A 24151-nucleotide genomic window follows, 5' to 3' on the forward strand; every position below is an offset into this window, starting at 1 on the left:
CATTCTAGTCAGGCGCAGCCGCTTTGCCGGACCGGATGTGGCGCCGGCCGGTCGCGGGCCGGGTCCGGGGCGAGGGTGGAGGGCGCAGGGCGCGCCGCATCGAAAGCGCGCCCGGCCTGGGGCCGGGCGCGCAGGCCCTCGTCGAGGGGCTTACTTGAGCCGTGGCGTGACGCTGTGCACGTCGATGCTGAGGCCGTTCGACTTCAGGTCGGTGGCGGTGTAGACCGCGGTGACGTTGAGCTCGACGTTGCTGACGATTTCCATGAAGCCGATCGTCAGCGGCATCGGTGCGCTCGACGGGGCGCCGAGCAGCATCTCGGTGATGCGGCAGCAGTCGTCCATGGTCGCCGAATCGGCGGGCAGCCTGATGCGGTCGCCGAGGCGGCGCTTGACCACGTGCGGCTCGCGGCCGAGCGCGGCGCCGGCGAGCACCATCGGCATCAGCCACTTCTCGACCTCGGCGTCACGGCACTTGTGGTTGTGGATGTTGATCTCGGTGGCATAGACGCCGGGGCGCACCGGGGCGCAGGCGCATTCGCAGTCCTGCTGCACGCCGCAGACGAACTTCACGCTGTAGCTGAAGCGGCAGGCCGGGATGGTGATGCGCGTGGGCTTCCTGGCGACCACGGTGTCGTCGGCGACGACGTTGAGGAAGCCGCTGAAGACCTTGTCCTCGGTGCTGCAGCGCACGCCGCCGGCGCTGAAGACGAGCTCGAACTTGAGCACGTGGTCCTCGTCGCCGGCGAGCGGGCCGTAGCCGGCGGCCGGCGTGATCGACTCGACAAACGGCGCGATCGCGGCGTCGGGCACCAGGCTGACCTTGTCGATGGAGCCGACCACCGCCTTCACCAGGTCGATGATGGTGTTGACGATGGACAGCGCGTCGATGCCGCTGACGTGCTTGCCGCTGGTGGCGTTGGCGATGCGGGTGGCCTGTCCGGCCGCGCCACCGGCAGCCCCGCAGGCCGCCGCGTAGTCGGTCGACAGCGGCACCGGGTCGGCATCGAGCGCGCCGGCGGTGCCGGTGTCGGTGCTGATGGCGATCACCGCGATGTCCTCGCCGACCAGCTTGTTGGTGACGCTGGCCTCGCTGATGGCGTAGGGCAGGCCGGAGAGGGCCTGGCACACCGGGTCGTGCGCGGGCGCGTCACCGAACCAGACGATGATGCGCTTGGCGCCGGCACGCCAGCCGATCGAACCGCCGCCGGGCGGGACGGCGAGCTGGTCGAGGGCGAAGAACTGGCCCTCCGGCGCATCGCCGCCGCCGCTCGCGGTCCACGCGTTGATGGCCGCCAGCACGGCGGCCTGGACGTTGGTGACCGCCTGCTGCGCCGCGAAGGCATAGGGGTCGGACGGGAAGTCCTTGTAGTTGCCCACGCCGTAGGCCAGATCGAGGCCGAGCGCACCGAGCGCGTTGAGGATGTTCGCGGCGCCGCCCTTCACCGCGGCGAGGATGCTGCCCATGCTGCCCGTGGTGTCGGCGAGGAAGAAGATGTCGGCCTTCGACACCGCGCTGCTCCTGGGGATGGTGACCGTGATGGTCTCGGCGAGGCGATCGCATTCGCCCAGGCGCAGGTCGTTGCGCGACGGGTCGAGCTTGATCCGGCGCGGCTCCAGCGCCTCGAACGGAAAGTCGGGGAGCTTGGGGCTGAACAGCGCACGGCCGTCGGCGGCGCGCAGGCCGCTGGTGTCGACCACCGTGCCGGCGTCGTCCAGCAGCACGCTGACGCCGGGGTCATTGGGTTTGTCGGCGGCGGTCGCGGTGAAGCGGAAGACGGGCTTGCCGGTGGTGGCGAGGACGTCCTCGGCGACGTCGCGCAGCACCGGTTCCCTGATCTCGGCCTTGGCCGCGAGGGTCTTGAGGGCGACGCGCTTGAGCGCATCCAGATCGTGGGTTTTCATGGTTTCGGTCCTCATGTGTGGTTGTAGGGGTCAGGACGGCGTCGCCGTCACATGCACCACGTCGATCGATGTGGCGCCACTGGCGGGGTCGGTCACCGTGTAGGTGGCGGTGATGCCCAGCTCCACCATGCTCGTGATCTCCAGCACGCCGGTGCTCAGCGGGACGGTGCCGGCCGGCCTTGCGCCGAGGCTGGACTCGAGAATCCGGCAGCAGTCCTCCATGGTCGCGGTGTGTGGGAGCAGCGTGAGCTTGTCGGTGCTGGCCGCGGCGGCCAGTTGCGGGTTGCGGGCACGCACGGCGCCGGCGAGGACCAGCGGGATCACGCGCCGGACGATGTTCACCGGGCGGTCGCGCAGGTTGTGCACGGTGATCTCGGTGGCGTAGCGGCCGGGGCGCGCCGGGGCGCAGGGGGCGCAGGCCTCGGTCTGCTCGCCGCACAGGAACTTGACGCTGTACACGTAGCGTCGCAGGTCGGGCGGCGTCACCACGACGACGGGGCGCTCGGGCTGGACGAGACCGACGGCGGGCGGCTCGCCCGCGGCCGGATCCCAGCACAGCTTGATGCGGTAGGCCCCATTGCCAAGGTCGCTCAGTGCGCCGGCGAGACTCGTGCCGGGCTGCGCCTGGATGGCGAAGGCTTGGGCGCGGCCGGGGCCGAGGTGGTTGCCGTAGCGGTCGCGCGGCGTGATCGTCAGCAGCAGGCATTCGCTGCCGTCGGGCCCCGGGCCCAGCGGCGTGCTGCTGAGCTCGGTGCGCCCGGCGTCGATGCCGACCGCCACCACGAAGCTCCAGCTCAGCTCGCGCGCGCTCGCGCACGGCGCCTCGAAGCCGGCCTTGACGTGCGCCGTGTAGTGACCCTCCATGGTCAGCTGCTCGGCCAGGGCGCGGCCGTAGATGCCGCCGGCCTCGAACAGGCCGCCGGTGTCGGCCGGTCTGTCGGTCAGCGCGAACACCTGCTCCGCGTAGCTCACCGCCGGCTCGCCATGCGTGGCCTCGTAAGCGCGCAGGCTGGCGTGCACCGCGTCGAGCGTGTCGCCGGCCTGTGCCACCGGCGGCTGCAGGCCGGTGGTGGTGAGCAGGTTGCCGATGCCGCGTGTCGGCCGCGACAGCGTCAGCGTCATGGCGGCGTGCTCGGGCCAGCTGCCGTCGTCGTAGCGCAGCATCAGCAAGGGGTTGATCGTGTCGCCGGTGTAGTAGCGACGGCGGCCCGTACCGGCTACCGGCAGCAGGTGCGGGCCGCCGCCGGGAATCACATTGACGAAGTAGCGCAGCGCGGGTCCCGGCGGGGGGAATTCGCCGCTGCCGGGCGGACGGCGCACGCGCACCTGCCACGCACCGCTGCGCTCGCCGCCGTGCGGCAGCGGCACGCGCAGGAAGCTCCAGGTGCGCCCGGTGGCGGTGAGCACGCCGGCCGCCGCGGGCGACACCACCGCGCCGCCGGGCGTGGTGAGCTCGATGCGCAGGCTGGCGTCGGGCCGGTCCCAGCCGATCACCGCGGTGATGACGTCCTCGGCGCACACCGGGAAGCCGATCGCCTCGCCGTCGGCGTTCGCGGCCAGCGCGAACTCGGGGTCGAACAGCACGCCGGCCTCGAAGATGCTGCCGAAGGCCTGGGTGAAGAACTTCTCCAGCGCGAGGCCGTTGCCGGCCCGCATGTACAGCCCCTCATGCCCGGCCGCGAGTGCGGTCAGCAGTTCGCCGTCGAGGTTGGCCTCGGTGCCGAAGCCGATCGCATGCACCGCGATCGCGCCCAGCTCGCCCTCGACCTCGTCGATGAAGCGTGGCCGGTTCTGCATGCCGTCGGTGAGCAACAGGATTGCGCGCGGGTTGGCGCCCGGCGCCGGGAACTGCAGGCGTGCCGCGTCCAGGCCCTCGCCGATGCTGGTCGCGCCGCCCGGCAGCAGGCCGCCGACGACGCCGCCGGCGAAGGGCGGGCCGCCGATGAGGCTGTTCTTGCTCGCATTGCTCACGGCGGCGATGGGGAAATCGACCGGGCTGGTGGCCGTCGTGGCGAAGGACACCAGGCCGACGCGATTGCCGGTTCCGGCCTGCACCAGCTGCACGAACAGCGACACGGCGTCGCGTGCGGCCTCGATCTTGCTGCGACCACTGCCATCGTCCTCGATCATGCTGCCGGAGCGGTCGAACACCACCATCACGTCACGCGTCACCGGCGGCGGCGGTGCCGGCACGGTGTCGACGAAGAAGGCTGCGGTCGGGTAGTAGAGCAGCGCGCCGCCGGCGCAGGGGTTGCCATGCGACAGGATGCCGACGATGCGCCCGGCGAGGTCGAACAGGCCGGAGCCCGAACTGCCGCCGGAGACGTCGAAGTCGGCCGGCACCGCGATCGCCAGCGCATTGCTGGCGCTGACCGCGGCGAAGCCGGGATGCGGGATGGACAGCTTCTTCACCGCGCCGTTGGGGTGATGGATGCCGAACACCTGTTCGCCGGCGGCCGGTACGTCGTGGCGCATCTGCAGCGCGGGGATGCCGGCCGGCGCGGTCGCCAGCTGCAGCAGGGCGTAGTCGTGGGTGCCGTCCCAGCGTCGCTGCAGCACCGCGCTGACCTTGTGGAAGCGGGCGTCGTAGGCCGGCGGGCGGTTCCCCGCGCAGTCGGTCTGATAGTCGAACACCACGGACGCGGTCTCGGCCTCGGCGGTGGTGATGCAGTGGCCGGCGGTGATGACCTTGTCGGCGTCCACCAGGGTCACCGAGCAGGTGGACACGTGGTCGCCGTGGATCGACACGATCATGCCCACGCTGCGCGCGACCTGCGTGCGGACGTCGGTCGGCACGCAGGCCACGTTCTCCCAGTTGGGGGGCTCGCTGCAGTACCAGAAGGGGTCGTAGATCGGCTCGACGTAGACGGCGTCGCCGAGGAAGGGGTCGCAGTTGGACAGCGCGCCCGGATCCTGGATGCCGGCATGGCGCTCGCCGCGGCCGTAGCGGTCGATCTGCACGCTGCCGCTGGCCGCGCCGCTGGCGACGTAGCGGATCGGCACCAGGCCGCCGGCGAGGGCGTGGAGGTTGATCGGCCGCGTCCAGAACTGGCCGCCGTCGGCGGCGGTGAACAGGTCGGTGTCGTAGCCCAGATCGACTTCCAGCCGATTGCCTGCCGGCAGGCTGACGTTCTGGAAATGAAGGATGACGAACTTGGTGCCGCCGGGCGCCGGGGTGTGGGCAAAGGCGTGCGACCAGGTGTCGGGGGCGTCGGCTGGGGCGCCGCCATCGGGCCCGATGGTGATGGGCGCGATGATCTGAAGGGTGCCGGTGGCGTGGGACATGATGGCCTCCTGCTATGCACTGCGAGGGGGACTTCGCAGTGAGGCCATGCTAGGGCGGCGGCCACCGACGCTGCAGTGCGTCAGTGCCGGGCCGGATGTGACTTATTTACCTTGAGGCTCGGGCAGGCGGGGACTATCCGCGCGCGGGCCGGCGCGCGTCGCCGCCCCGCGCCGGCGAGGGCCGGAGCGGGGCGCGCCACTCAGTGGCGGCAGCCCGGCGGCAGCTGGTAGTAGGTGGTGGTGACCACGCCGCCGGCGGACACCGTCTGGAAGGGGCCGATCAGCACACAGTGCGAGCCGGTGTGGCCGAGGACGCCGACCGACTGCAGGCGGGTGACGGTGGTGCCGACCAGCTTGGCGCATTCGGGCACCTGCGTCGCCGTGCCGGCTTGCGTGCGCTCGGGGTCGGGCAGGCGGCAGGGCATCGCCGGCCGGCCGGCGGCATCGACCACGACGAGCTCGCCGCTGGCGCCGACCAGCACGCCGCCGATTGCCCCGCCCCCGGACAGGACGTTGCCGGCGACCGGCGCGCTGCCGGCAACGGGCGGCTCCCAGGCGGCGCGGGGCACGCAGCCGGCCAGCGCGGTGAGCGCGAGCGCGGCGCAGGCCGTGCGGACGAACGATGCGCGGACGGGTTGTGGGGTCTGTGGGGTGGGCATGAGACGTCTCCTTGGGGCGTGATGTCGCCGCCCGGCACGCCGCTGGAGGCGGCGTCGCCGGCGGCGGCTAGAAGCGCAGCTGCAGCTGCAGCAGGGCGGTGCGGCGCGGGAAGTACAGCGGCACCCGCGGATTGCCGTTGAGGTCGGTGTCCTGCAGCGCGAAGCGGCGATCGAACAGGTTGTGCACCGACACCGACAGCGCGCTGCGGCGCCCCGGGCCGGCGTAGGAGAGGCGGGCATTGGCCAGCCAGAAGCGCTCGCTGCGCTGCACCGAGCCGCCCTGCAGGCTGTCGGTGACGGCGCTGTGCTGGCGCACCCGCAGCGCCTCGAAGGCGGTGCTCCAGCGCTGATCGAGCCTGAGCCACAGCGCCAGCGGCAGCGCGTCGCTACGGGTGTCGTGCGGCAGGCTCACGAGCGCGGCGGCGTCGCCCTCCAGATGCACCCGCTCGTAGCGCCACGCTGCCGACAGCGCGGCGCGCTGGCCGAGTGGCAGCGCGACATAGGCGCGATGCAGGCGCTCCCGCCAGCGTGCGCGGCAGTCCGTGTCGCTGCAGCCGAGCCCGGGCACCGACAGCGTGCGCGCCGACCACTCCAGCCCGGCCATGAGGCCGCTGGCGAAGCGATGATCGAGGCCGGCCGCCGTGCGCCGCCAGCGCGTGCCGTCGAGGTCGTCGAAGAGCTGGTTGAAGCCAGCGAACTGGGTGGGCTCGAGCGTCTGGTCCTGGTACTTCGGGCCCTTCAGCCCCTGCAGCGTGGCCAGCCGCAGCGTGGTGCCGGGCGCGGGCTGGAAGCTGGCGCCGAACTTGGCGCTGAAGCCCTGGTGCGCGACCGCCGGGCTGCCCGACAGGGCGGCATAGGCGCCGCCGAGGTGCACGGTGGCCCAGGGCGCGGGGCGCAGGTCGAGGTAGGCGAAGGCATTGTGATGTTCCAGCGCTTCGCGCGTGCGCTCGGGGGCGGGTGCTGGCGACGGAAAGCCGACGACGTTGAAGCGGTCCTCGAGCGTCTGCCGTCGGCTCTCGCGGTAGCTCCCCAGCCCCATCGCCAGGCTGTGCTGCGGACCCCGGGCACCGTGCAGGAGACCCAGCTCGCGCGCCTGCAGCCGGGTGCGGACGTCGAGCTCGGCTTCGACGTCGAAGCCGAACAGCGAGCGTGTGAGCCGGTCCAGCGTGGCTTCGCGCGCGTGTTGCCAGCCGGCGCTGAGCAGGTACTCGCGATTCACGTCGGGCGTGTGGCGAACCGTCAGGCGGCCACGGTCGGTGCGCACCTCATGGCTCACGCGCTGGTCCCAGGCCAGCGCGGCGCCTTCGAGAAGGCGCGGGACGACGTCGCCGCCGCGGCGCTCGTCATGGCCGAGCTCGGCGTAGAGCATGGTCTCGGCGCTGGCGGCAAACTGGGCGCCGAGCCGGCTGCCCGACAGGTCGGTGTCGTCACGGTCGCCGAGGCCGTCGTGGCGGTAATCGAAGTGCCCGAAGGAGACCTGCGCCCGCGCGCCCGAGTGGGCGCCGACGAGGCTGTCGCCCAGGGTGTGGTGGCTGCCGCCGAGCAGGGTGGCGGCCAGGTGCGAGGGCCGGCGCTCGAACAGCGCCGCCGCCTCGTCGGGTGCGAGTGCGCGCGGCCCGGCCACGATCGGCAGATCGCGGCTGAGGAACTGGGGCGGAATCGGGGCCTGGCCGATCGGCTGGCGCACCTGCGCCTGCAGCAGCGCGCTGAGCCGGGCGCTTTCGAAGCGCGGCGTGTCGGCATAGGCATGGGCGAGCAGGCGATGGCCGGCGGCTGCGAGCGCATCGTCGTCCAGTGTGCGCATCGCCGCCGCCAGCATCGGCTGTTCGAAACCGACCTCGCCGTAGGCCGCGGCCAGCGTGGCGCTGCGTGCGGCGCGGTCGCTGTCGAGCAGCTGCGACGAGCGCAGCACGGCGCGATTGTCGTTGCGTGCGATCGCCTCGCCGGCGTCGGCGATGGCCCCGAGCGGATCGTTGTCGCGCAGCTTGCGGAAGGCGTCGAAGTACCAGGGCGTCGGCGAGGCCGGGTCGAGCCGGCGTGCGAGCGCGAACTGCGCGCCACCGAGCGCCGAGCGATCCTCCTCGACATAAATGCGGCCGAGGTAGCTGCGTAGCTCGGCATTGCCGGGGTCCAGCATCACGGCGAGCTCGATGTCGCGCCGGCCGCGCGCCAGCTCGCCGTTGCGCACATGGGCGAGACCGCTGCCGAGGCGGGGCAGCGGGTCGGTCGAGTCGTCGGCGACGGCGGCGCCGAAGTGCGCCAGTGCGACACGGGTGTCGCCCTCCAGCAGGGTGGCAAAGCCGAGCAGGGCGCGCGCCCGCGGCAGCGTGGGCGCGCGCGCCAGGGCCTGCTGCGCCGATGCGCGGCCGGCGGCGACCTGTGCCAGCGACAGTTCGAGTTCGGCCTGGCGGGCCCAGGCGAAGGGATGCTCGGGGGCGATGCGCACCGCCTCGCGCGCGGCCGCCAGCGCCTGTGGCAGCGCGCGGCCTGCCTGCAGGGCGTGACTCAGCGCAAGGTGGGCGGCGGCGCTCGCGCCGGGCTGCGCCACCGCCTGGCGGGCCGCGACGAGGGCGCTGCCGGGGTCGTTGCGGGCGACGTGGATCACTGCCGCGAGTGCGCCCGTGGTCACGTCGCCGGTGGGCGCGCGCGCATCGAGCAACGCCTGGGCGCGGTCGACCCGCCCCAATGCCAGCAGCAGGCTGATGCGCAGCGCCTCGACGGCGGCGACCGGCGCGGCCGCGGGCAGGGCTTCGAGCAGGGCGAGCGCCTCGCTCGCGCGCCCGGCTGCCATCGCCTGCTGCGCGGCGGCGACCGCCTCGCCCGCGGCCGGCTCGAGGGCGGCGCGCGCGGCGGCGTCGAGCCACACGACCTGCGGGTAGTGGATCGCCCAGCGCACCGCATCGAGCGGGCGCACGTCGATCGCCCGCGGGGCCGTCCCGGCCTCTGCCTGGGCAGCTTCGCCACTGGACAGGTGCCGTACACCGAGCGCGTTGTGCACCCGCAGCGCGCCTTCGGCCACCACCACCTGGGCGCCTGCAGCGGTGCTGCCGACGGTAAATTCCGTGCCCTCGACGAGCGCGTTGACGAAGGGCGTGACCACCTCGAAGCGCTGACGCAGGCGGGTGAGGACATGCGCAATGCCGCGGCCGAGTCCGAGCGCGACGTCGGCTTCGGGGGCGACGCGCGCGAGCTGCAGGGTGGTGTTCTCGTCCAGGCGCACGAGGACGTCATCGCCGAGCGCGATCGCGGCCCGCCCCGGTGCGCGCACGGTGATCTGGTCCCCCTCGCACAGCGGCTGCGGCGGCGCGATGCGCGTCCAGCCGTCGTTGCCGGCCGCGCGCCGCTCGACCACCCCCTGCGCCGACAGCAGGCGGCCGGCGGGGGGCTCGCAGGCGAGCGCCGGCGGGCACAGGGACAGCAGCGCGCACACGGCCGCGCTGCTCAGCGCACCGATGAGCCGGCTCCGGGAAAAACCGCAACGGCATGAAGACGTGCTGCTCATCGTCGGCTGGCGCTCCGTCCGCGGGTTGAAGGGCTGAACTCATCTTAGTCACGCGGAATGAGGATCGCCATGTCGGCGGTGTGCGCTGGCAGCGCGGTCTACTTGCCCGGCAGGATGGCCGCGCCGCGCCAGCATGCGCCCGGCGCATCGGCGGCAAGCTGGCGGCAGTGCTCGGCATAGAAGGCGGCCGGGCCCGTGTCGCCGGCCTCGCGGGCGGCGGCGAAGTGCGCACCGGCGGCGGCGAAGTCGGCCTGCTCGAAGGCGGCCAGCCCGAGCGCGAAACGCTCGGCGGCCGCCCGCGGCACGGTTTCGTGCGACACCTGCATGAGCTCGAGCGTGTGCGCCTTGCCGACGAGCAGGAAGCGCCCGAGCCGGCGGGTGAGACCGGCATCGAGCCGGGCGCCGACCTCGGCCGAGGCGAGCACGCGGGTGTGCAGGTACTTGTTGGCGCCCTGGATGCGGCTGGTGGTGTTGACGATGTCGCCGACGGCGCGGATCTCGCGCCGGCCGTCGGCACCGACCTCGCCGAAGAACACCGGGCCGCAGTGCAGGCCGAGGCGGGTGGGGAGTGCGCCCTCGGCGGCTGCAGCGCCGGCGGCGTTCATCGCCTGGTCGAGCGCGAGGGCAGCGCGGCAGGCCTGGTCCACCGCGGACTGTGGCTCGTCATCGGCGACCCACAGCGCCAGCGCGGCGTCGCCGACCATGTCCGCCACATAGCCGCCGTGGCGCTCGACGATGGGCACGAAGCGCGCGAAATAACGGTTGAGCGCGTCGCGCGCAGCCTCCGGGCTGAGGGCCTCGGACAAGGGGGTGTAGCCCACGATGTCGGTACAGAGGCACACCGCGAACACCGTCCTGCCGCTGCGCACGTCGCCGAGCACGGCCGCCAGCCGCTCCATCGCGCGGCGCGGCAGGCCCAGTTCGGCCGCCTGCTCGAGCAGGGCCTGGTGGCGCCGGTCGCGGCGGCGTTGCGCCACCATCCCCAGCACGATGGCCACCAGCGGCGAGACCAGCACCGGCACCACCAGCGGCAGCCACAGGAAGGCGGCGAAGGCCAGGTGGGCGATCCACACCCATCCCAGGGCCAGGCCCAGTGTGATCGCCAGCGCCGTGCGCGCCCGCAGCCAGGCCCACGGCAGGGCCAGCATGGCGGCGTGCAGGCTCACCAGCGCAAGCGTCGCCGCCGCCGGCGGACGCCGCAGGGAGGCCTGCTGCAGCAGGTTGGCGACCGCCGTCGCACACAGCTCGACACCGCTCACGTCGACCCCGTCGGCGCCGCTGTAGGGCGTCGGATGGGCGTCGATCTGGCGCGACTGGTTCGGCTCGGAGTAGCCCACCAGGACCGCCTTGCCGGCGAAGGCGGCAGCACCGGCGGCGGGGTCGGCGAGCAGCTCGAGGGCCTGCGCGTAAGGGATGGTGGGGATGGTGCCGAGCGGGCCATGCAGGTTGAGGATGCGACGCGGCGGCGTCAGCAGGGGGGCGGGCGGGGCGCCGAAGGGGGGGCTGAGGGCCGTGCCGGTCGCGGCCTGGCGGCGCTCGAGCATGCGTGCCGCCAACACGGTCGGCAGCGCGGGCCGGTCCGCTGCGGTGGGCACGACGGTCCAGAACTCAAGGATGCCCTGCGGCGTCTTGGGCAGCACGAAGGGGGCGGTCGCCATCGCGGCGTCGGCGAACAGCGGCAATGGAAGGATGCGCCGGTCGGCGGTGGCAAGGGTCCGGCCGTCGGCATCGCGGATGGTCTCGCGATGGATGGTCTCGGCCAGCACCACGTTGCCGGCGGCGCGCAGGGCATCACGGAGGGCCAGGTCTTCACACGGCTCGCGCGCCTCCGCGAACAGGATGTCGAAGCCGATCACCGCGGCGCCGTGCGCCACCAGTCCGGTGATCAGGCGGGCGTGCAGGCTGCGCGGCCAGCGCTCGGGGCGGTCGGCAAGGCCGAGCGCCTGGGCCGAGGCGGTGTCGAGGGCTACAATCACGACATCGGGAGAGGCCGGCCGCACCCCGCGCAAGGCGTAGAGCAGGTCGAGCCCCGGCCCGTTCTCGACTTCGGCCAGCGGCGACAGCCACAGTGCGGCGATGAGGGCCATGGCCGCCGCCGCGAGTCCGAGCCAGCCCCGGCGATGCTGCGCGGATGAGGGCGCCGGGGAGGGCATGGCTCAATCCCCACGCGAGGATGCCGACATGGGCGCTCTGGACCAGGTGGATCTGTTCGCCGGCCTCGAGCCGGAACAGCTCGCGGCCATTGCCGGCAGCGCCCGCCTGCGGGTGTTCGCGCGCGGCGCCATCATCGTCAGCGAGGGCGACGAGGGCCTTGGCCTGTTCGTCGTCCAGCGCGGCGCGCTCAAGGCCTTTGTGGTGGACGACAGCGGCCGCGAGCTCACCCTGTCCCTGCTCGGCCCGGGCGAGTACTTCGGCGAGCTCGCGCTGCTCGATGCCGCGCCGCGCTCGGCCTCGGTGATGGCCCTGGAGCGTTGCGAGCTGCTGCAGATCTCGCGCGCCGCCTTTCTTGCCGTCGTCGAGCAGAGCCCGACACTGATGCTGACGCTGTTGCGCAACCTCGTGCGGCGGGTGCGCAGCCTGACCGACAGCGTGCGCGCGCTCGCCCTGGTCGACGTGTTCGGGCGGGTCGCCCGACTGTTCGAATCCCTCGCCGTGGAGCGCGATGGGCATTGGGTCATCGAGCGGCAACTGACGCAACAGGACATTGCCAACCTCGTCGGTTCCTCGCGCGAAATGGTGAACCGGATCCTGCGCGATCTGGTGATCGGCGGCTACGTGTCGGTGGACCACCACCACATCGTGCTGCACCGCAAGCTCCCGGCACGCTGGTAGCCTCGCCCGCCTTCATCTTAGACAACGCGGCCGCTCCGGTCAGCGCCGGAGCGCTGCCAATCAGCTCGACCTTGGATGATTATCAACAGCCGAAGTAGCGAGGCGTCCTAATCGGAACCTTTGTTGATCCGGATTGCGGTGGACTGACATGAACGTCCCCCATCCCCGCGTTCGCGCGCCGCGGCGCTGATCATCACCCTGCTGTGGTCGCCGGTTTCGCGATCCACGGCAGCCATGGCCTGCTCGACTTCCGCTGCGCGGTCGTGGGGCACGACGTGGCGGCCTGCGTGCCGATCGGGCTTCGGATTCTGGCCAACTTCTGGCACTTCGTCAGCGGGCAGTCGGAGCAGCACGTGCCGACGCGGAGCGACATCGACTGCATGGTGAAGTGCGACGCCTATGGCATCTTCACCGGCGCGACCCAGCCCTGCACGATCACCGTCGAGCGCAAGCACGACCCGCTGCGGCGCATCGCCTAGCTCGGCGTGAAGCGGCCCGTCAACCCGCCGGGGTGGATTTCGGGCCCGCTGGTGCTGTTCTGGGGACGGTTCAAGGCGCTGATGCCCGACGGCCGCAGCCGGCAGCATGTGGCGCAGCGGCACACCGTGGGTGCCTTCCTGATCATCGATGTGTTTCGGGTCACCGCCGGCCACACGCGGCTCACCCATATCAAGGCCGTGATCACCGGCCGGCGGTGCAGCACGTGCGCCGTACTCATCGCTATGCCGGCGGGGCCACCATGCGGCAGCCCAACTTTCCTGCCGGCTGAGGTCTAATAGGCGCCCCAAGTGCAGAGGAGTGCATGCCCATGAAGACCCCCCGCATCGTCGTGATGGCCGGCAGCCGCCGTGCCAATGCGCTGTCCCGTCCCGTCGCCCGCGCCTGCGCGCAGGCGCTGGAGGCGGCCGGGGCCGAGGTCGACCCGATCGAACTCGCCGACTACCCGGCGCCGCTCTACGACGGTGACCTGGAGGCGGCGCACGGCCTGCCCGAGTGCATCGTGCGCCTGCAGCACAAGCTCCATGCGAGCGACGGCCTGCTGCTGGTGAATCCGGAATACAACGGTTCCATCACGCCGCTGATGAAGAACACCCTCGACTGGTGCTCGCGCCCCAACCCGGCCGATCCGGCGCGCTCGGGCGGCGCGGTGTATGCGGGGCGGGCGGCTGCCGTGGTGGGGAGTTCGCCGGGCGCGCTGGGCGGCATGCGCGCGCTCTTCCATGTGCGCGACATCCTCGGCTATCTCGGCATGCAGGTGATCCCGCAGCAGGTTGCGGTGGCCAAGGCCGGCGAGGCGGTGGGCGAGGACGGCTACCTCAGGGACCCGGCGCAGCAGGCCATGCTCGACAAGCTGGCCGCGGCGCTCGTCGATACTGCGCGCCGCCTACGTGCCTGAGCCCGTTACCTCGCGCTTCAGGGTGCGCAGCAGGTCGCGCGCCTGCTGCAGCACGCGCTCGGCCTCGTCGGCGTCGAAATCGCTGGCGTAGCGCTTCTTGACCCCCTCCTCGTTGAGCAGGAGGTGTTGATCCGGCTGCACGCCGCGCTGCGCCAGGCTGCTGCGGGTGCACTGCAGCGCGCAGCCGTCGATCGCCAGGATGGGACGGCCGGACTGGGCGATCCGCACCAGATGGGGCACGTTGCCGCCGACGCCGGCAATGCAGGACATTTCGGCGTCGCCCTCACGGTCCAGGCGCAAGGCGACGTGATTGGCCATCTGCGCGGCGCTGGAGCAGCCGGAGCAGGAATAGACGAGGGGTAGATGCTTGTTGCGACCGGCCATCGGGTGACTCCTTCGATGTGGTGGGCGCCAGGCTCGGGTTCGCGCGCCGCGGCGGGGTGGGCCAGCAGGCGGCTACACGCCCCACACGACGGGCGTTTCCTCGCGCAGCGACGCCTCGAGCATGTTGAGCAGCGGCCAGGCGCGCTGAGCGAGTCCGACGGGCGCGTTCATGCCGCTGCGGCCGGCTTCCTTGTCGGCCTCGTCGTCGTCCTCGGTGCGCTGGCGTTCGAGCTCGGCCTGGCGCCGGCGGTCTTCCTCGATGGCGGCCTTGAGGCGGGCGATGGCCTCGGGAATCTGCTCGACGGTGACGATCCCCTTGCCGTCGGCCGGGTCCTTGCCGAGGATGGCGATCAGCTTCCTGGCGGTTTCGCCGAACATGATGACGTCGGCACTGGCGTTGGACTTGAAGGTGACCAGCATGGAATCCATCCTTTTTCGGGTTAGAGACCTTTGACCGCGTAGATGCCGGGCGCGTTGCGCCAGTAGCCCTTGTAGTCCATGCCACAGCCGAACAGGAAGCGGTCGGCGATGTCGAGGCCGGAGAAGTCGGCGCGCATGCCGGGATAGGCCTTGCGCTCGTGCACCTTGTGCACCAGGACGGCCGACAGGACATCGGCCGCGCCTTCCTGGCGCAGGTGCTCGATGATGGCCTGCAGGGTGTGGCCCTCGTCGAGTATGTCGTCCAGCACCAGCACGGTGCGGCCGCGCAGGTCCTGCGTCGGGCGCACGCGCCAGTCGAGCAGGGTGCCCTGCACGGCATGGCCGTAGCGGGTGGCGTGCAGGTAGGCCACCTCGAGCGGGAAGGGCAGGCGCGGCAGGATGCGGCCGGCGAAGATGAGGCCGCCGTTCATGACCGCATAGACCAGCGGGTTGCGATCGGCCAGGCGCGCGGTGATCTCGCCGGCCATGCGGTCGAGTGCCGTTTCGACGGTGGCGTCGTCGGCCAGGCAGTCGGCTTCTTCGCGCGCGCGCTTGAGTTCGTCGAGGTCGATGGGCATGGGCGAAGTCCTGAAGGCCGGGGGCCGGGTCGGGGATGGGCCCCGCATTTTAGCGCCGAAGCGGCATGGGTGCTTGTGCGGGCTGCTGCGCCGCGGTAAAAGGTGCGGGTCTTCGCTCCTGCCGGAATGCCGCCATGCCCATCCACGAAGTCCGCCACCCGCTCGTGCGCCACAAGATCGGCCTGATGCGCGAGGGCGACATCAGCACCAAGAAGTTTCGCGAACTGACCGCCGAGATTGCCCGCCTGCTCGCCTACGAGGCGTGCCAGGACTTCCCGCTCGAGACGGTCGAGATCGAGGGCTGGGCCGGGCCGGTCGAGGTCGAGCGCATCAAGGGCAAGAAGGTCACCGTAGTGCCCATCCTGCGCGCCGGCCTCGGCATGCTCGATGGTGTGCTCGACATGATGCCGAGCGCCAAGGTGAGCGTGGTCGGCATCGCGCGCGACGAGGAGACGCTGCAGCCGGCGCCCTACTTCGAGAAGTTCGTCGGCCAGCTCGACGAGCGCATGGCCCTGATCATCGATCCGATGCTGGCGACCGGCGGCTCCATGGTGGCCACCGTCGACATGCTCAAGCGCAAGGGCTGCACCCATGTGCGTGCCCTGGTGCTGGTGGCCGCGCCCGAGGGGATTGCCCTGATGAACGCAAGACACCCGGATGTCGACATCTACACCGCCAGCATCGACAGCCACCTCAACGAGCACGGCTACATCATCCCCGGCCTGGGCGATGCGGGCGACAAGATCTTCGGCACCCGGCACAACTGACGCTGTGGCGGCGCCGCGGCGAGGCCCCTGGCGCCCTTCCTCGGCGCTTCATCGATAACGACAACCATGCCGGCTGTGCGGCGGGCTCGCCGCGACTGCCCGGCGGAGAACCTCCATGCGTGAAATCCCCATCCAGTTGGCCGAGCCGCTGTGGCGGCAGGCCGTCTCCGGCGCCCAGATCCTGTTCGTCGCCTTCGGCGCGCTGGTGCTGGTACCGCTGCTCACCGGGCTGAACCCCGCCCTCGCGCTGCTGGGGGCCGGCGTCGGCACCTTGCTGTTCCAGCTCATCACCGGCCGCCAGGTGCCGATCTTCCTGGGTTCGAGCTTTGCCTTCATCGCGCCGATCATCTTCAGCATGCAGACCTGGGGCCTGTCGGCGACCATGGGGGCGCTCGCCTGCGTGTCGCTGATGTATTTCCTGTTCGCCGGCGTGGTGTGGAAGCACGGTGCCGAGATCGTGCACCGCTACATGCCACCGGTGGTGGTGGGGCCGATCATCATGATCATCGGCCTGTCGCTGGCGGCGGTGGGCGTCAATATGGCGATGGGGCGCTCGGGCGACGGCAAGATCGAGCTCGTGCCCTATGCGACGGCGATGACGGTGGCGGCGATCTCTTTCGGCGTCACCGTGGTGGTGGCGATCTTCGCGCGTGGCTTCCTGAAGCTGGTGCCCATTCTGGCCGGGGTGGGGGCGGGCTATGTCGCGGCCGTGCTGTTCGGCCTGGTCGATTTCGCCGCGGTGGCGGCGGCGCCGTGGTTTGCCATGCCGCAGTTCGTCGCCCCCAGCTTCGAGCTCGCGGCGATCCTGTTCATGCTGCCGGTGGCGCTGGCGCCGGCGATCGAGCATGTGGGCGATGTGCTGGCGATCGGCGGCGTGACCGGCAAGGACTACACCGAGAAGCCCGGCCTGCATCGCACGCTGGCCGGCGACGGGGTGGGGGTGCTGTTCTCGGGGCTGATCGGCGGGCCGCCGATCACCACCTACTCGGAAGTCACCGGCGCGGTGACGCTGACGAAGAACTTCAACCCGGCGATCATGACCTGGGCGGCGGTGCTGGCGATCATCCTGGCCTTCTTCGGCAAGTTCAATGCGCTGCTGGCCTCGATCCCGGTGCCGGTGATGGGCGGCATCATGATGCTGATGTTCGGCTCGGTGGCGAGCGTGGGCCTCAATACCCTGATCAAGGCACGCACCGATCTCGACGAGCCGCGCAACCTCGTGATCGTGTCAGCGGTGCTGGTGATGGGGATCGGCGGGCTGGCGCTGAACTTCGACGGTCTCACGCTGCAGGGCGTCAGCCTGTGCGGCGTCGTCGCCGTGGTGCTGAATCTGGTTCTGCCGAATCGCCAAGGGCGCGCCTGAGGGCGCGCAGCGCCACCCGCAGGGCAGGGGCGAGCGCCGGCAGCAGGGCCGCCGGCGTGCCGCGCAGGCGCTTGTACAGCAGCCAGCCGAGCCAGGCGCGCTTGGCCACGCGGGCGGTGAAGCGGGGGCGGGCAAAGAGCAGCACGAGGGCGCCGACCGACAGCAAGGGCGCCTGCTCCCTGGCCCACGCGAAGTGATCGCGGACGCCGTCCACGCGATCGAGCACGCCCTCGATGCCATCGAGGCGCCAGGCGAGATTGTCGCGCTGGGCGGCGGCGCGCAGCTGCAGGCGCTGCTTCTTCAGCGCGATGTCGATCAGGCGTTCGTCCATGCCGCTGGCGGCCTCAGTCCTCGCGCTCGCGGCGCTGCACGGCATGACGGTCGCGTGCCAGTTCGGCCAGGCTGGCGGCAAACAGGCGGCTGCCCCGGCGCAGCTCACGGGCGGCATTGGTGGCGGCGAACACGCCGCCGCCCAGGCACGCCAGTGTCGCGAGGCCGAGCGCCAGCAGGCGGTGCTCCTCCCAGAACAGCACGGTCAGGAAGATGAGCAGGAACACCAGCCCGAAGCCGAGCAGCAAGCCACACAGCACCACGTTGAGCGTGAGCGCGGTGAGGCGCAGCTTCTCTTCCTGGATCTCGACGGCAAGCAGCTCGAGCCGGGTCTGCACGGTCTGCAGCCCGGCATCGATGATGCCGCGCAGGGTTTCGGCCAGGCGCGGCTTGCGCGCGTCGCTCATCGTCGCGGCGGGTCTCAGCGCCGACCGGACAACAGGCCGAGCAGGAAGGCCACGCCGGCAGCGATGCCCACGGCCTGCCAGGGCTTGTCGTGGACGTAGTCGTCGGTGACGCGGACCGCCTTGCGGCCGCTGTCGACGATCGCGTCCTCGGCGTCCTTGAGCCGCTCCTTGGCCAGGTTCAGGCGTGCGCCGAGACGCCCATGCACATCGGCGGCCTTGCCCTTGGCGTCGGTCGCGGTGAGTTCGAGCAGCTCTTCGGCGTCGCTGATGAGGCTCTTCAGATCGTCGATCAGCTTGTCCTTGGTCCTCTCGGTCGTCGTGCTCATGATGCCTCCTGTGAGTGAGTGGCTATGACAATGTCCGTGCGCTTGCGGCGTCAACGTCTAGGCTAGTCCGATTGGGGGGCGATGGCAATTTTGCCCAGCGGGCGTGTGTTTGGGAGTTTGTCATGCTGCAGTGCAATAAGGGGCGTATGGTGGAGCGCTGATGCAGGGTGGTTTGCCCGTGGCCTGGCGCTTCGCCGCGGCGGCGGCGTGCCGACAGACGGATCAACCGCTTCAAGATTCAGAAACACATGCCTCCTTCGTCCGAGATTCCGGTGCAGCCAGGAGCCGCACTTCCCGACTACCTGAGCCGCACCTATACCTGGGCCTATCTCGACCCGCGCATCCTGCCCTGGCTCGATCGCGCGCCGGTCGTGTCGGCGATCCTGTGGGGCAATGCCGGTCGGCTGATGCGCTGGGCGGTGGCGCAGTTTGCACCGGGCGAGCGCGTGCTGCAGGCGGCCTGCGTGTATGGCGACTTCTCGCCGCTGCTGGCGCGCCGGCTGGGGAGCTCGGGTCACCTCGCGATTCGCGACGTGGCGCCGATCCAGATCGACAACGTGCGGCGCAAGCTGGCCGGCCTGCCACAGGCGGAGGCGCGTGTGGCCAATCTTGCGCTGCCGCTCGATGAGCGCTTCGATGCCGTGTGCTGCTTCTTCCTCCTCCACGAGGTCCCAGTCGATGAGCGCCGGCGCATTGTCGCCAACCTGCTGGGGGCGGTGCGGCCTGGCGGACGCGCGGTGTTCGTCGACTACCATCGCGTCCGCGCCTGGCACCCCCTGCGTCCGGTGATGGGGCTGGTTTTCCGCTGGCTCGAGCCCTTCGCCGGCTCCCTGCTGGACACCCCGATCGAATCCCTCGCCGAGGCGGCGCGGGACTTCGAATGGCGCAAGGAAACGTGCTTCGGCGGGCTGTACCAGCGGGTCGTCGCCACGCGGTGTTGAGCGCTGCACGCGGCACCGCGCGTACGCGCTACAGCGACCAGTCGTAGTCGACCGTCAGCGGGGCGTGGTCGGAAAAGCGCTGTTCCTTGTAGACCGCGCTGCGCAAGGCCGTGCCCGCCAGCTCGGGGGTGGCGATCTGGTAGTCCAGGCGCCAGCCCACGTTCTTGGCCCAGGCCTGGCCGCGGTTCGACCACCACGTGTAGCAGTCATCGGTGGCCTCGGGGTGCAGGCGGCGATAGACGTCCACCCAGCCTTGCTCGTCGAACAGGCGGCTGAGCCATTCGCGCTCCTCGGGCAGGAAGCCCGAGTTCTTCTGATTCGATTTCCAGTTCCTGAGGTCGATCTCGCGGTGGGCGATGTTCCAGTCGCCGCACACCACGACCTCCTGACCGCTGGCGAACAGCGCCGCCATGTGGGGCAGGAAGCGCGCCATGAAGGCGAACTTGATCTGCAGACGCTCGTCGGAACTCGAGCCCGAGGGCAGGTACAGCGACACCACCGACAGCTTGCCGAAGTCCAGTTGCAGGAAGCGGCCCTCGGCGTCGATGTCGGCGACGCCCAGGCCCTCGATCACGCGATCGGGTTGGTGGCGGCTGTAGATGCCGACCCCGCTGTAGCCCTTCTTCTCGGCGTGATGGAACCAGCCCTTGAGCCCGCCGGGCGCGCGCATCTCGGCGCTGAGGTCGGCGGCCTGCGCCTTGAGCTCCTGCAGGCAGACGAAGTCCGCCTGCTGCTGCGCGAGCCAGCCGTAAAGCCCCTTGCTGGCCGCCGAGCGGATGCCGTTGAGGTTGAGGGAGATGATGCGTAACATGGGCGGCTCTGTGGATGACGCTGCATGGCAGCCAAAAGATCGTGGATTTTAGCCGGGATTTCATCGCCCTCGCCTGTCGCAAGGGCGTATTGCGCTTCGGCGCCTTCGTCACCAAGGCGGGGCGCAATTCGCCGTACTTCTTCAATGCCGGCCTGTTCGACGATGGGGCTTCATTCCGCGAGCTGTGCGGCTACTACGCGCGCACGATCCGCGCCTCGGGCGTGGCCTGCGACATGCTGTTCGGCCCGGCCTACAAGGGCATCCCGCTGGTGGCGGGCACTGCGATCCGGCTCGCCGAGGAGGGCGTCGACCTGCCCTTCGCCTTCAACCGCAAGGAAGCCAAGGACCATGGCGAAGGCGGCACGCTGATCGGGGCGCCGCTCAAGGGCAGGGTGCTGATCCTCGACGACGTGATCTCGGCCGGCACCTCGGTGCGCGAGTCGGTCGAGCTGATCCGCGCCGCCGGCGCCACGCCGGCCGGCGTGGTGATCGCGCTCGATCGCATGGAGCGCGGCAAGGGCGCCTTGTCCGCTGTGCAGGAGGTGAAGGAGAGCTTCGGCATTCCGGTGCTCACAGTCGCCACCCTCGAGGACCTGATCGGCTACCTCGCCGACAGCCCCGAGCTGGCCGCCAACCTGGGTGCGGTGAAGGCTTATCGGGAGCAGTATGGGATTGCGTCGCGCTGAATACGGCCTGGCAGGTCTCGCCTGCCTGCTCGCCCTCTCCGCCTGGCCGGGGGAAGCCGCGGCGCAGGAGGGCGGGCGCACGATCTATTGCTGCGACGTCGGTGGCCAACCGGTGTGCGGCGACATCCTGCCGGCCGCTTGCTATGGCCGTGCGTACCGCGAGATGAGCCCGTCCGGCGTGGTGCGGCGGACGGTGTCGGCGCCACTGACGGCCGAGGAAATCGCCCGCCGTGCCGAGACCGAGCGCCAGCGCCGCGCCGAGGAAGCCGACCGCCTGCGCCAGCTGCGCCTCGACCAGGCCCTGCTCGAGACCTACCGCAGCCTGAAGGACCTGGACAGCCGCCGCGACCGCGAACTGCGCGACCTCGACCGCAGCATCCGCGAACTGCGCGAGCGCGAATCGGAGCTGATCGAGCGCCAGCAGGTGCTCATCGGCGAGGCCACGCGGACCGAGGACAGCGGGGTCGCCGCCAGCCTGGAAGAGGACATCCGCACGCTCGACAGCGAGATCGTGACCCAGAGCCGGATCATCGCCGCCAAGCTGCGCGAACGCAACGCCGTGCTCGATCGCTTCGAGGAGCATCGCCGGCGCTATGTCGAACTGATCTCGGCCACGCCCGACTGAAGGGCGCGACCGGGCCCTGCGGCCGCGAGCCGCATCCCGCTGCGAGCATCGAATGACCGACCCTGTTCCTGCCGAAAAACGGGTGCGCGCAGCCTGCCCGCATGATTGCCCCGACACCTGTGCGATGGAGGTCACGGTGGCCGACGGGCGCGCGGTCAAGCTGCGCGGGGCGGCAGACATGCCGTTCACCAACGGTGCGCTGTGCACCAAGGTCGCGCATTACCTCGAGCGCGTCTATTCCGGGGAGCGCATCCTGCACCCGATGAAGCGCGTCGGGCGCAAGGGCGAGGGGCGCTTCGAGCGCATCTCCTGGGACGAGGCGCTCGACACCATTGCCGAGCGCTTCCGCGCCATCGCCGCGGATGATCCGCGCGCCATCCTGCCCTACAGCTACGCCGGCACGATGGGGCTGGTGCAGGGCGAGAGCCTGGACCGGCGCTTCTTCCACCGCCTCGGCGCATCCCACCTCGATCGCACGATCTGCGCCTCGGCCGGCGCGCTGGGCTGGCGGGCCACGGTGGGGGCGTCGATCGGCACCGACCCCGAGGCGGTCGTCGATGCCCGCCTGATCCTGATCTGGGGCGGCAACCCGGTGGTGTCCAACCTGCACGGCTGGCGCTATCTGCAGGAAGCGAAGCGGCGTGGCGCCAGGCTGGTGTGCATCGATCCGCGTCGCTCCGAGACCGCCGCCCGCTGCGACGTCCATCTTGCACCCTGGCCCGGCACCGACGGTGCGCTGGCGCTGGCGATGATGCAGGTGCTGATTGCCGAGGACCTGCTCGACCACGAATACATCGCCCACCACACCGAGGGCTTCGACGCGCTCGCCGAGCGGGTGCGCGATTTCACCCCTGAATGGGCGGCGCCCCTGACCGGCCTCGAAGCCAAGGTCATCCGCGACCTCGCGCGCGACTACGGCACCCAGTCCCCCACCCTGATCCGCCTCAATTACGGTCTCAACCGCTGCGCGGGCGGCGGCATGGCGGTGCGCAACATCGCCTGCCTGCCCGCCCTCACCGGGGCCTGGCGTCATGCCGCCGGCGGTGCGCTGCTGTCGACCTCGGGCAACTATCCGATCGACGGCGAGGCGCTGGCGCGGCCCGACCTGTGCCCGCAGCATGAAGGCCGTCCGCCACGGACGGTGAACATGTCCTTCATCGGCGAGGCCCTGCTCGAGGCGCGCGATCCGCCGATCCGCGCCCTCTACGTGTACAACGCCAATCCGGTGGCGGTGGCGCCCGACAGCAACCGGGTGAAGGCGGGATTCGCGCGCGAGGACCTGTTCTGTGTGGTGCACGAGTTGTTCCAGACCGACACCGCCGACTACGCCGACATCCTGCTGCCTGCCACCAGCCAGCTCGAGCATCGCGACATTCACGCCAGCTACGGCCACCTCAACGTGGTCGTGAACGCGCCGGCCATCGCGCCGCCGGGCGAGGCCAGGCCGAATACCGAGGTCTTCCGCCTGCTCGCCGCACGCATGGGCTTCACCGAGCCGGCGCTGTTCGAGTCCGACGAGGACATCGCCGCCGCCGCCTTTCGTCTGACGGACTCGCGCGCGCTGGGGCTGACGGCGCAGCAGCTCGAGACCCACGGCTGGGCACGGCTCAATCTCGCCCAGCCTTTCGTCCCCTTCGCCAACGGCGGCTTTCGCACGCCCTCTGGGCGCTGCGAGTTCCGCTCGGCGCTGCTCGAGCGGCGCGGTCTCGACCCGCTACCCGCCTGGCACCCGCCGGCCGAGTCGCCGGTGAGCAATCCGGCGCTGGCGGCGCGCTTTCCGCTCGCGCTGATCACGCCGCCGGCGCGCAACTTCCTCAACAGCAGTTTTGCCAACCTGGCGCGCTTCCGCGACGAGCTGGGCCGCCCGACGCTGCAGATTCACCCCGACGATGCTGCGACACGGGGCCTTGTGGGTGGCGACCGGGTGCGCATCCACAATGATCGCGGCGAGTTCCACGCCTGCGCCGTCGTCACCACCGACGTGCGCCCCGGTGTGGTCGTCAGTCCGTCGATCTGGTGGCAGAAGTTCTCTGGCGATGGCAACAACGCCAACGCGGTGACCGCGTCGACCGCCACCGACATGGGGGGCGGCCCGATTTTCTACGACTGCCTGGTGGAAGTGGCGAAGGCATGAGCGCGCAATCGCACGCCCTCGATGCCGTCGCCTCCCTGCTCGCCGAGGCCCGGCGCATCCTGTTCATCACCGGGGCGGGGATTTCGGCCGATTCCGGCCTGCCCACCTATCGCGGCATCGGCGGCCTGTACCACGAGCGTCTCACCGGCGACGGGCTGACGATCGAGCAGGCCTTGTCCGGCCAGATGATGGCGGCACGTCCCGAGATCACCTGGAAATACCTGGCCGAGATCGAGGCCACCTGCCGCGGCGCGCGCCCGAACATTGCCCACGACATCATCGCGGCGCTCGAGCGCGAACGCCCGGGGGTGTGGGTGCTGACGCAGAACGTGGATGGCTTTCACCGCGTCGCCGGCTCGAACAACCTGATCGAGATCCACGGCAATCTGCACCGGCTGTGCTGCACGGAGTGCCCGCATTCGCGCAGCCTGCCCGACTTCACCGGCATGCAGATCCCGCCCGCCTGCCCGCTGTGTGGCGGCGTAATGCGGCCGAAGGTCGTGCTGTTCGGCGAGGCCTTGTCCGTGCGCGACATCGAGCGTCTGGAGGCCATCCTGGCGGGCGGGCTCGATCTGGTGGTGTCGATCGGCACCACCAGCGTCTTCCCCTACATCGCCGGCCCGGTAGTGTGGGCCTGGCGCAGCGGCGTGCCCAGCGTGGAGATCAATCCCGGCGACACCGAGGTCAGCGCCATCGTCACTCACCGCCTGCGCATGCGTGCCGCCGAGGCGCTGCCGGAGCTGTGGCGGCGCATGCATCCCTGCGAGCCGGCCGAAGGCTGAACGCCAGGCGGGGTGCCAGGC

General features: G+C 71.0%; 23 protein-coding genes. 11 read left to right on the forward strand and 12 right to left on the reverse strand.

The features are described from left to right. Nucleotides 1-150 precede the first annotated feature (150 nt). From PLC66_RS00090 to PLC66_RS00110, 5 genes are all read right to left on the reverse strand, one after another. Nucleotides 151-1902 carry a hypothetical protein gene (locus PLC66_RS00090; protein WP_324536652.1) on the reverse strand — a complete coding sequence of 584 codons (1752 nt, stop codon included), beginning with the start codon at nt 1900-1902 and terminating at the stop codon, nt 151-153. Between the two features lie 30 nt (nt 1903-1932). Continuing rightward, the gene (locus PLC66_RS00095) at nt 1933-5187 is read right to left on the reverse strand and encodes a trypsin-like peptidase domain-containing protein (RefSeq protein ID WP_324536654.1); all 3255 of its coding nucleotides are present in this window, start codon (nt 5185-5187) and stop codon (nt 1933-1935) included. 200 nt (nt 5188-5387) lie between these two features. Beyond that, nucleotides 5388-5846, reverse strand: coding sequence for a hypothetical protein (locus PLC66_RS00100; protein ID WP_324536656.1), 459 nt, complete (start codon nt 5844-5846; stop codon nt 5388-5390). 67 nt (nt 5847-5913) lie between these two features. Beyond that, nucleotides 5914-9348, reverse strand: coding sequence for a FecR domain-containing protein (locus tag PLC66_RS00105; protein ID WP_324536658.1), 3435 nt, complete (start codon nt 9346-9348; stop codon nt 5914-5916). A gap of 98 nt (nt 9349-9446) precedes the next feature. Next, the gene (locus PLC66_RS00110) at nt 9447-11435 is read right to left on the reverse strand and encodes a CHASE2 domain-containing protein (protein WP_324536660.1); all 1989 of its coding nucleotides are present in this window, start codon (nt 11433-11435) and stop codon (nt 9447-9449) included. Between the two features lie 64 nt (nt 11436-11499). On the opposite strand from PLC66_RS00110, the gene PLC66_RS00115 reads away from it, so the two are divergent. The 4 genes from PLC66_RS00115 (at nt 11500) to PLC66_RS00130 (ending at nt 13576) form a co-directional block, all read left to right on the forward strand. Beyond that, nucleotides 11500-12180 (forward strand): Crp/Fnr family transcriptional regulator, encoded by a 681-nt coding sequence (locus PLC66_RS00115; protein WP_324536663.1) that lies wholly within the window; start codon nt 11500-11502, stop codon nt 12178-12180. Nucleotides 12181-12383: 203 nt separating this feature from the next. Next, on the forward strand, nt 12384-12659 hold the full coding sequence (locus tag PLC66_RS00120; RefSeq protein WP_324536665.1) for a hypothetical protein: 276 nt from the start codon (nt 12384-12386) through the stop codon (nt 12657-12659). A gap of 6 nt (nt 12660-12665) precedes the next feature. Beyond that, nucleotides 12666-12956 carry a hypothetical protein gene (locus PLC66_RS00125; protein WP_324536667.1) on the forward strand — a complete coding sequence of 97 codons (291 nt, stop codon included), beginning with the start codon at nt 12666-12668 and terminating at the stop codon, nt 12954-12956. 32 nt (nt 12957-12988) lie between these two features. Further along, a complete protein-coding gene (locus tag PLC66_RS00130) occupies nt 12989-13576 on the forward strand; it encodes an NADPH-dependent FMN reductase (RefSeq protein ID WP_324536669.1) in 588 nt (195 codons plus the stop codon). Here PLC66_RS00130 and PLC66_RS00135 read toward each other — a convergent pair. The 3 genes from PLC66_RS00135 to PLC66_RS00145 form a co-directional block, all read right to left on the reverse strand. Then, nucleotides 13565-13960, reverse strand: a complete 396-nt coding sequence (locus PLC66_RS00135) for a putative zinc-binding protein (RefSeq protein WP_324536671.1) — start codon at nt 13958-13960, stop codon at nt 13565-13567. The two genes, PLC66_RS00130 and PLC66_RS00135, sit on opposite strands and share 12 nt — an antisense overlap. 72 nt (nt 13961-14032) lie before the next feature. Next, on the reverse strand, nt 14033-14380 hold the full coding sequence (locus tag PLC66_RS00140; RefSeq protein ID WP_324536673.1) for a DUF1840 domain-containing protein: 348 nt from the start codon (nt 14378-14380) through the stop codon (nt 14033-14035). A gap of 20 nt (nt 14381-14400) precedes the next feature. Continuing rightward, complete coding sequence (locus tag PLC66_RS00145; RefSeq protein ID WP_324536675.1) at nt 14401-14958, reverse strand: hypoxanthine-guanine phosphoribosyltransferase; 558 nt, start codon at nt 14956-14958, stop codon at nt 14401-14403. 134 nt (nt 14959-15092) lie between these two features. Between PLC66_RS00145 and upp the strand changes: the two genes are divergently transcribed. Next, nucleotides 15093-15725 (forward strand): uracil phosphoribosyltransferase, encoded by a 633-nt coding sequence (gene upp, locus PLC66_RS00150; RefSeq protein ID WP_324536677.1) that lies wholly within the window; start codon nt 15093-15095, stop codon nt 15723-15725. 115 nt (nt 15726-15840) lie between these two features. Continuing rightward, nucleotides 15841-17088: a uracil-xanthine permease family protein gene (locus PLC66_RS00155; protein ID WP_324536679.1), complete on the forward strand. Its 1248-nt coding sequence runs from the start codon at nt 15841-15843 to the stop codon at nt 17086-17088. On the opposite strand, the gene PLC66_RS00160 is transcribed toward PLC66_RS00155, so the two are convergent. The 3 genes from PLC66_RS00160 to PLC66_RS00170 are packed head-to-tail and all read right to left on the reverse strand — an operon-like array spanning nt 17021 to nt 18151. Continuing rightward, nucleotides 17021-17464 (reverse strand): YqjK-like family protein, encoded by a 444-nt coding sequence (locus tag PLC66_RS00160; RefSeq protein ID WP_324536681.1) that lies wholly within the window; start codon nt 17462-17464, stop codon nt 17021-17023. The genes PLC66_RS00155 and PLC66_RS00160 overlap by 68 nt on opposite strands. Continuing rightward, the gene (locus tag PLC66_RS00165) at nt 17433-17825 is read right to left on the reverse strand and encodes a phage holin family protein (protein ID WP_324536683.1); all 393 of its coding nucleotides are present in this window, start codon (nt 17823-17825) and stop codon (nt 17433-17435) included. Before PLC66_RS00165 ends, PLC66_RS00160 begins: the two co-directional genes overlap by 32 nt. 14 nt (nt 17826-17839) lie before the next feature. Next, entirely contained in the window at nt 17840-18151 is a 312-nt protein-coding gene (locus tag PLC66_RS00170; RefSeq protein ID WP_324536685.1) for an ElaB/YgaM/YqjD family protein, read from the reverse strand. 248 nt (nt 18152-18399) lie between these two features. On the opposite strand from PLC66_RS00170, the gene rquA reads away from it, so the two are divergent. Further along, a complete protein-coding gene (gene rquA / locus PLC66_RS00175; RefSeq protein ID WP_324536687.1) occupies nt 18400-19092 on the forward strand; it encodes a rhodoquinone biosynthesis methyltransferase RquA in 693 nt (230 codons plus the stop codon). A gap of 28 nt (nt 19093-19120) precedes the next feature. Here rquA and PLC66_RS00180 read toward each other — a convergent pair whose 3' ends face one another. After that, nucleotides 19121-19903: an exodeoxyribonuclease III gene (locus PLC66_RS00180; protein WP_324536689.1), complete on the reverse strand. Its 783-nt coding sequence runs from the start codon at nt 19901-19903 to the stop codon at nt 19121-19123. 41 nt (nt 19904-19944) lie between these two features. Here PLC66_RS00180 and pyrE point away from each other — a divergent pair, with 41 nt between their 5' ends. Genes pyrE through PLC66_RS00200 form a run of 4 tightly spaced genes read left to right on the forward strand, consistent with a single transcriptional unit; the run spans nt 19945 to nt 24130 of the window. Continuing rightward, the gene (gene pyrE, locus PLC66_RS00185; RefSeq protein WP_324536691.1) at nt 19945-20589 is read left to right on the forward strand and encodes an orotate phosphoribosyltransferase; all 645 of its coding nucleotides are present in this window, start codon (nt 19945-19947) and stop codon (nt 20587-20589) included. Beyond that, a complete protein-coding gene (locus PLC66_RS00190) occupies nt 20570-21214 on the forward strand; it encodes a cation:proton antiporter (protein WP_324536693.1) in 645 nt (214 codons plus the stop codon). The genes pyrE and PLC66_RS00190 overlap by 20 nt, the downstream gene beginning before the upstream one ends. A gap of 52 nt (nt 21215-21266) precedes the next feature. Then, on the forward strand, nt 21267-23348 hold the full coding sequence (locus PLC66_RS00195; RefSeq protein ID WP_324536695.1) for a molybdopterin-containing oxidoreductase family protein: 2082 nt from the start codon (nt 21267-21269) through the stop codon (nt 23346-23348). After that, nucleotides 23345-24130, forward strand: coding sequence for an NAD-dependent deacylase (locus tag PLC66_RS00200; protein WP_324536697.1), 786 nt, complete (start codon nt 23345-23347; stop codon nt 24128-24130). The genes PLC66_RS00195 and PLC66_RS00200 overlap by 4 nt, the downstream gene beginning before the upstream one ends. Nucleotides 24131-24151 lie beyond the last annotated feature (21 nt).

Origin of the sequence: Thauera sp., assembly GCF_035444905.1 — a bacterium.
Taxonomy (GTDB): Bacteria; Pseudomonadota; Gammaproteobacteria; order Burkholderiales; family Rhodocyclaceae; genus Thauera.

Coding starts and splice junctions, on each gene's coding strand:
- PLC66_RS00090 (WP_324536652.1), bottom strand. CDS start 1,902: ATGAAAACCCACGATCTGGATGCGCTCAAGCGCGTCGCCCTCAAGACC.
- PLC66_RS00095 (WP_324536654.1), bottom strand. CDS start 5,187: ATGTCCCACGCCACCGGCACCCTTCAGATCATCGCGCCCATCACCATC.
- PLC66_RS00100 (WP_324536656.1), bottom strand. CDS start 5,846: ATGCCCACCCCACAGACCCCACAACCCGTCCGCGCATCGTTCGTCCGC.
- PLC66_RS00105 (WP_324536658.1), bottom strand. CDS start 9,348: ATGAGCAGCACGTCTTCATGCCGTTGCGGTTTTTCCCGGAGCCGGCTC.
- PLC66_RS00110 (WP_324536660.1), bottom strand. CDS start 11,435: ATGGCCCTCATCGCCGCACTGTGGCTGTCGCCGCTGGCCGAAGTCGAG.
- PLC66_RS00115 (WP_324536663.1), top strand. CDS start 11,500: ATGGCTCAATCCCCACGCGAGGATGCCGACATGGGCGCTCTGGACCAG.
- PLC66_RS00130 (WP_324536669.1), top strand. CDS start 12,989: ATGAAGACCCCCCGCATCGTCGTGATGGCCGGCAGCCGCCGTGCCAAT.
- PLC66_RS00135 (WP_324536671.1), bottom strand. CDS start 13,960: ATGGCCGGTCGCAACAAGCATCTACCCCTCGTCTATTCCTGCTCCGGC.
- PLC66_RS00140 (WP_324536673.1), bottom strand. CDS start 14,380: ATGCTGGTCACCTTCAAGTCCAACGCCAGTGCCGACGTCATCATGTTC.
- PLC66_RS00145 (WP_324536675.1), bottom strand. CDS start 14,958: ATGCCCATCGACCTCGACGAACTCAAGCGCGCGCGCGAAGAAGCCGAC.
- upp (WP_324536677.1), top strand. CDS start 15,093: ATGCCCATCCACGAAGTCCGCCACCCGCTCGTGCGCCACAAGATCGGC.
- PLC66_RS00155 (WP_324536679.1), top strand. CDS start 15,841: ATGCGTGAAATCCCCATCCAGTTGGCCGAGCCGCTGTGGCGGCAGGCC.
- PLC66_RS00160 (WP_324536681.1), bottom strand. CDS start 17,464: ATGCCGTGCAGCGCCGCGAGCGCGAGGACTGAGGCCGCCAGCGGCATG.
- PLC66_RS00165 (WP_324536683.1), bottom strand. CDS start 17,825: ATGAGCGACGCGCGCAAGCCGCGCCTGGCCGAAACCCTGCGCGGCATC.
- PLC66_RS00170 (WP_324536685.1), bottom strand. CDS start 18,151: ATGAGCACGACGACCGAGAGGACCAAGGACAAGCTGATCGACGATCTG.
- rquA (WP_324536687.1), top strand. CDS start 18,400: ATGCCTCCTTCGTCCGAGATTCCGGTGCAGCCAGGAGCCGCACTTCCC.
- PLC66_RS00180 (WP_324536689.1), bottom strand. CDS start 19,903: ATGTTACGCATCATCTCCCTCAACCTCAACGGCATCCGCTCGGCGGCC.
- PLC66_RS00190 (WP_324536693.1), top strand. CDS start 20,570: ATGGGATTGCGTCGCGCTGAATACGGCCTGGCAGGTCTCGCCTGCCTG.
- PLC66_RS00195 (WP_324536695.1), top strand. CDS start 21,267: ATGACCGACCCTGTTCCTGCCGAAAAACGGGTGCGCGCAGCCTGCCCG.
- PLC66_RS00200 (WP_324536697.1), top strand. CDS start 23,345: ATGAGCGCGCAATCGCACGCCCTCGATGCCGTCGCCTCCCTGCTCGCC.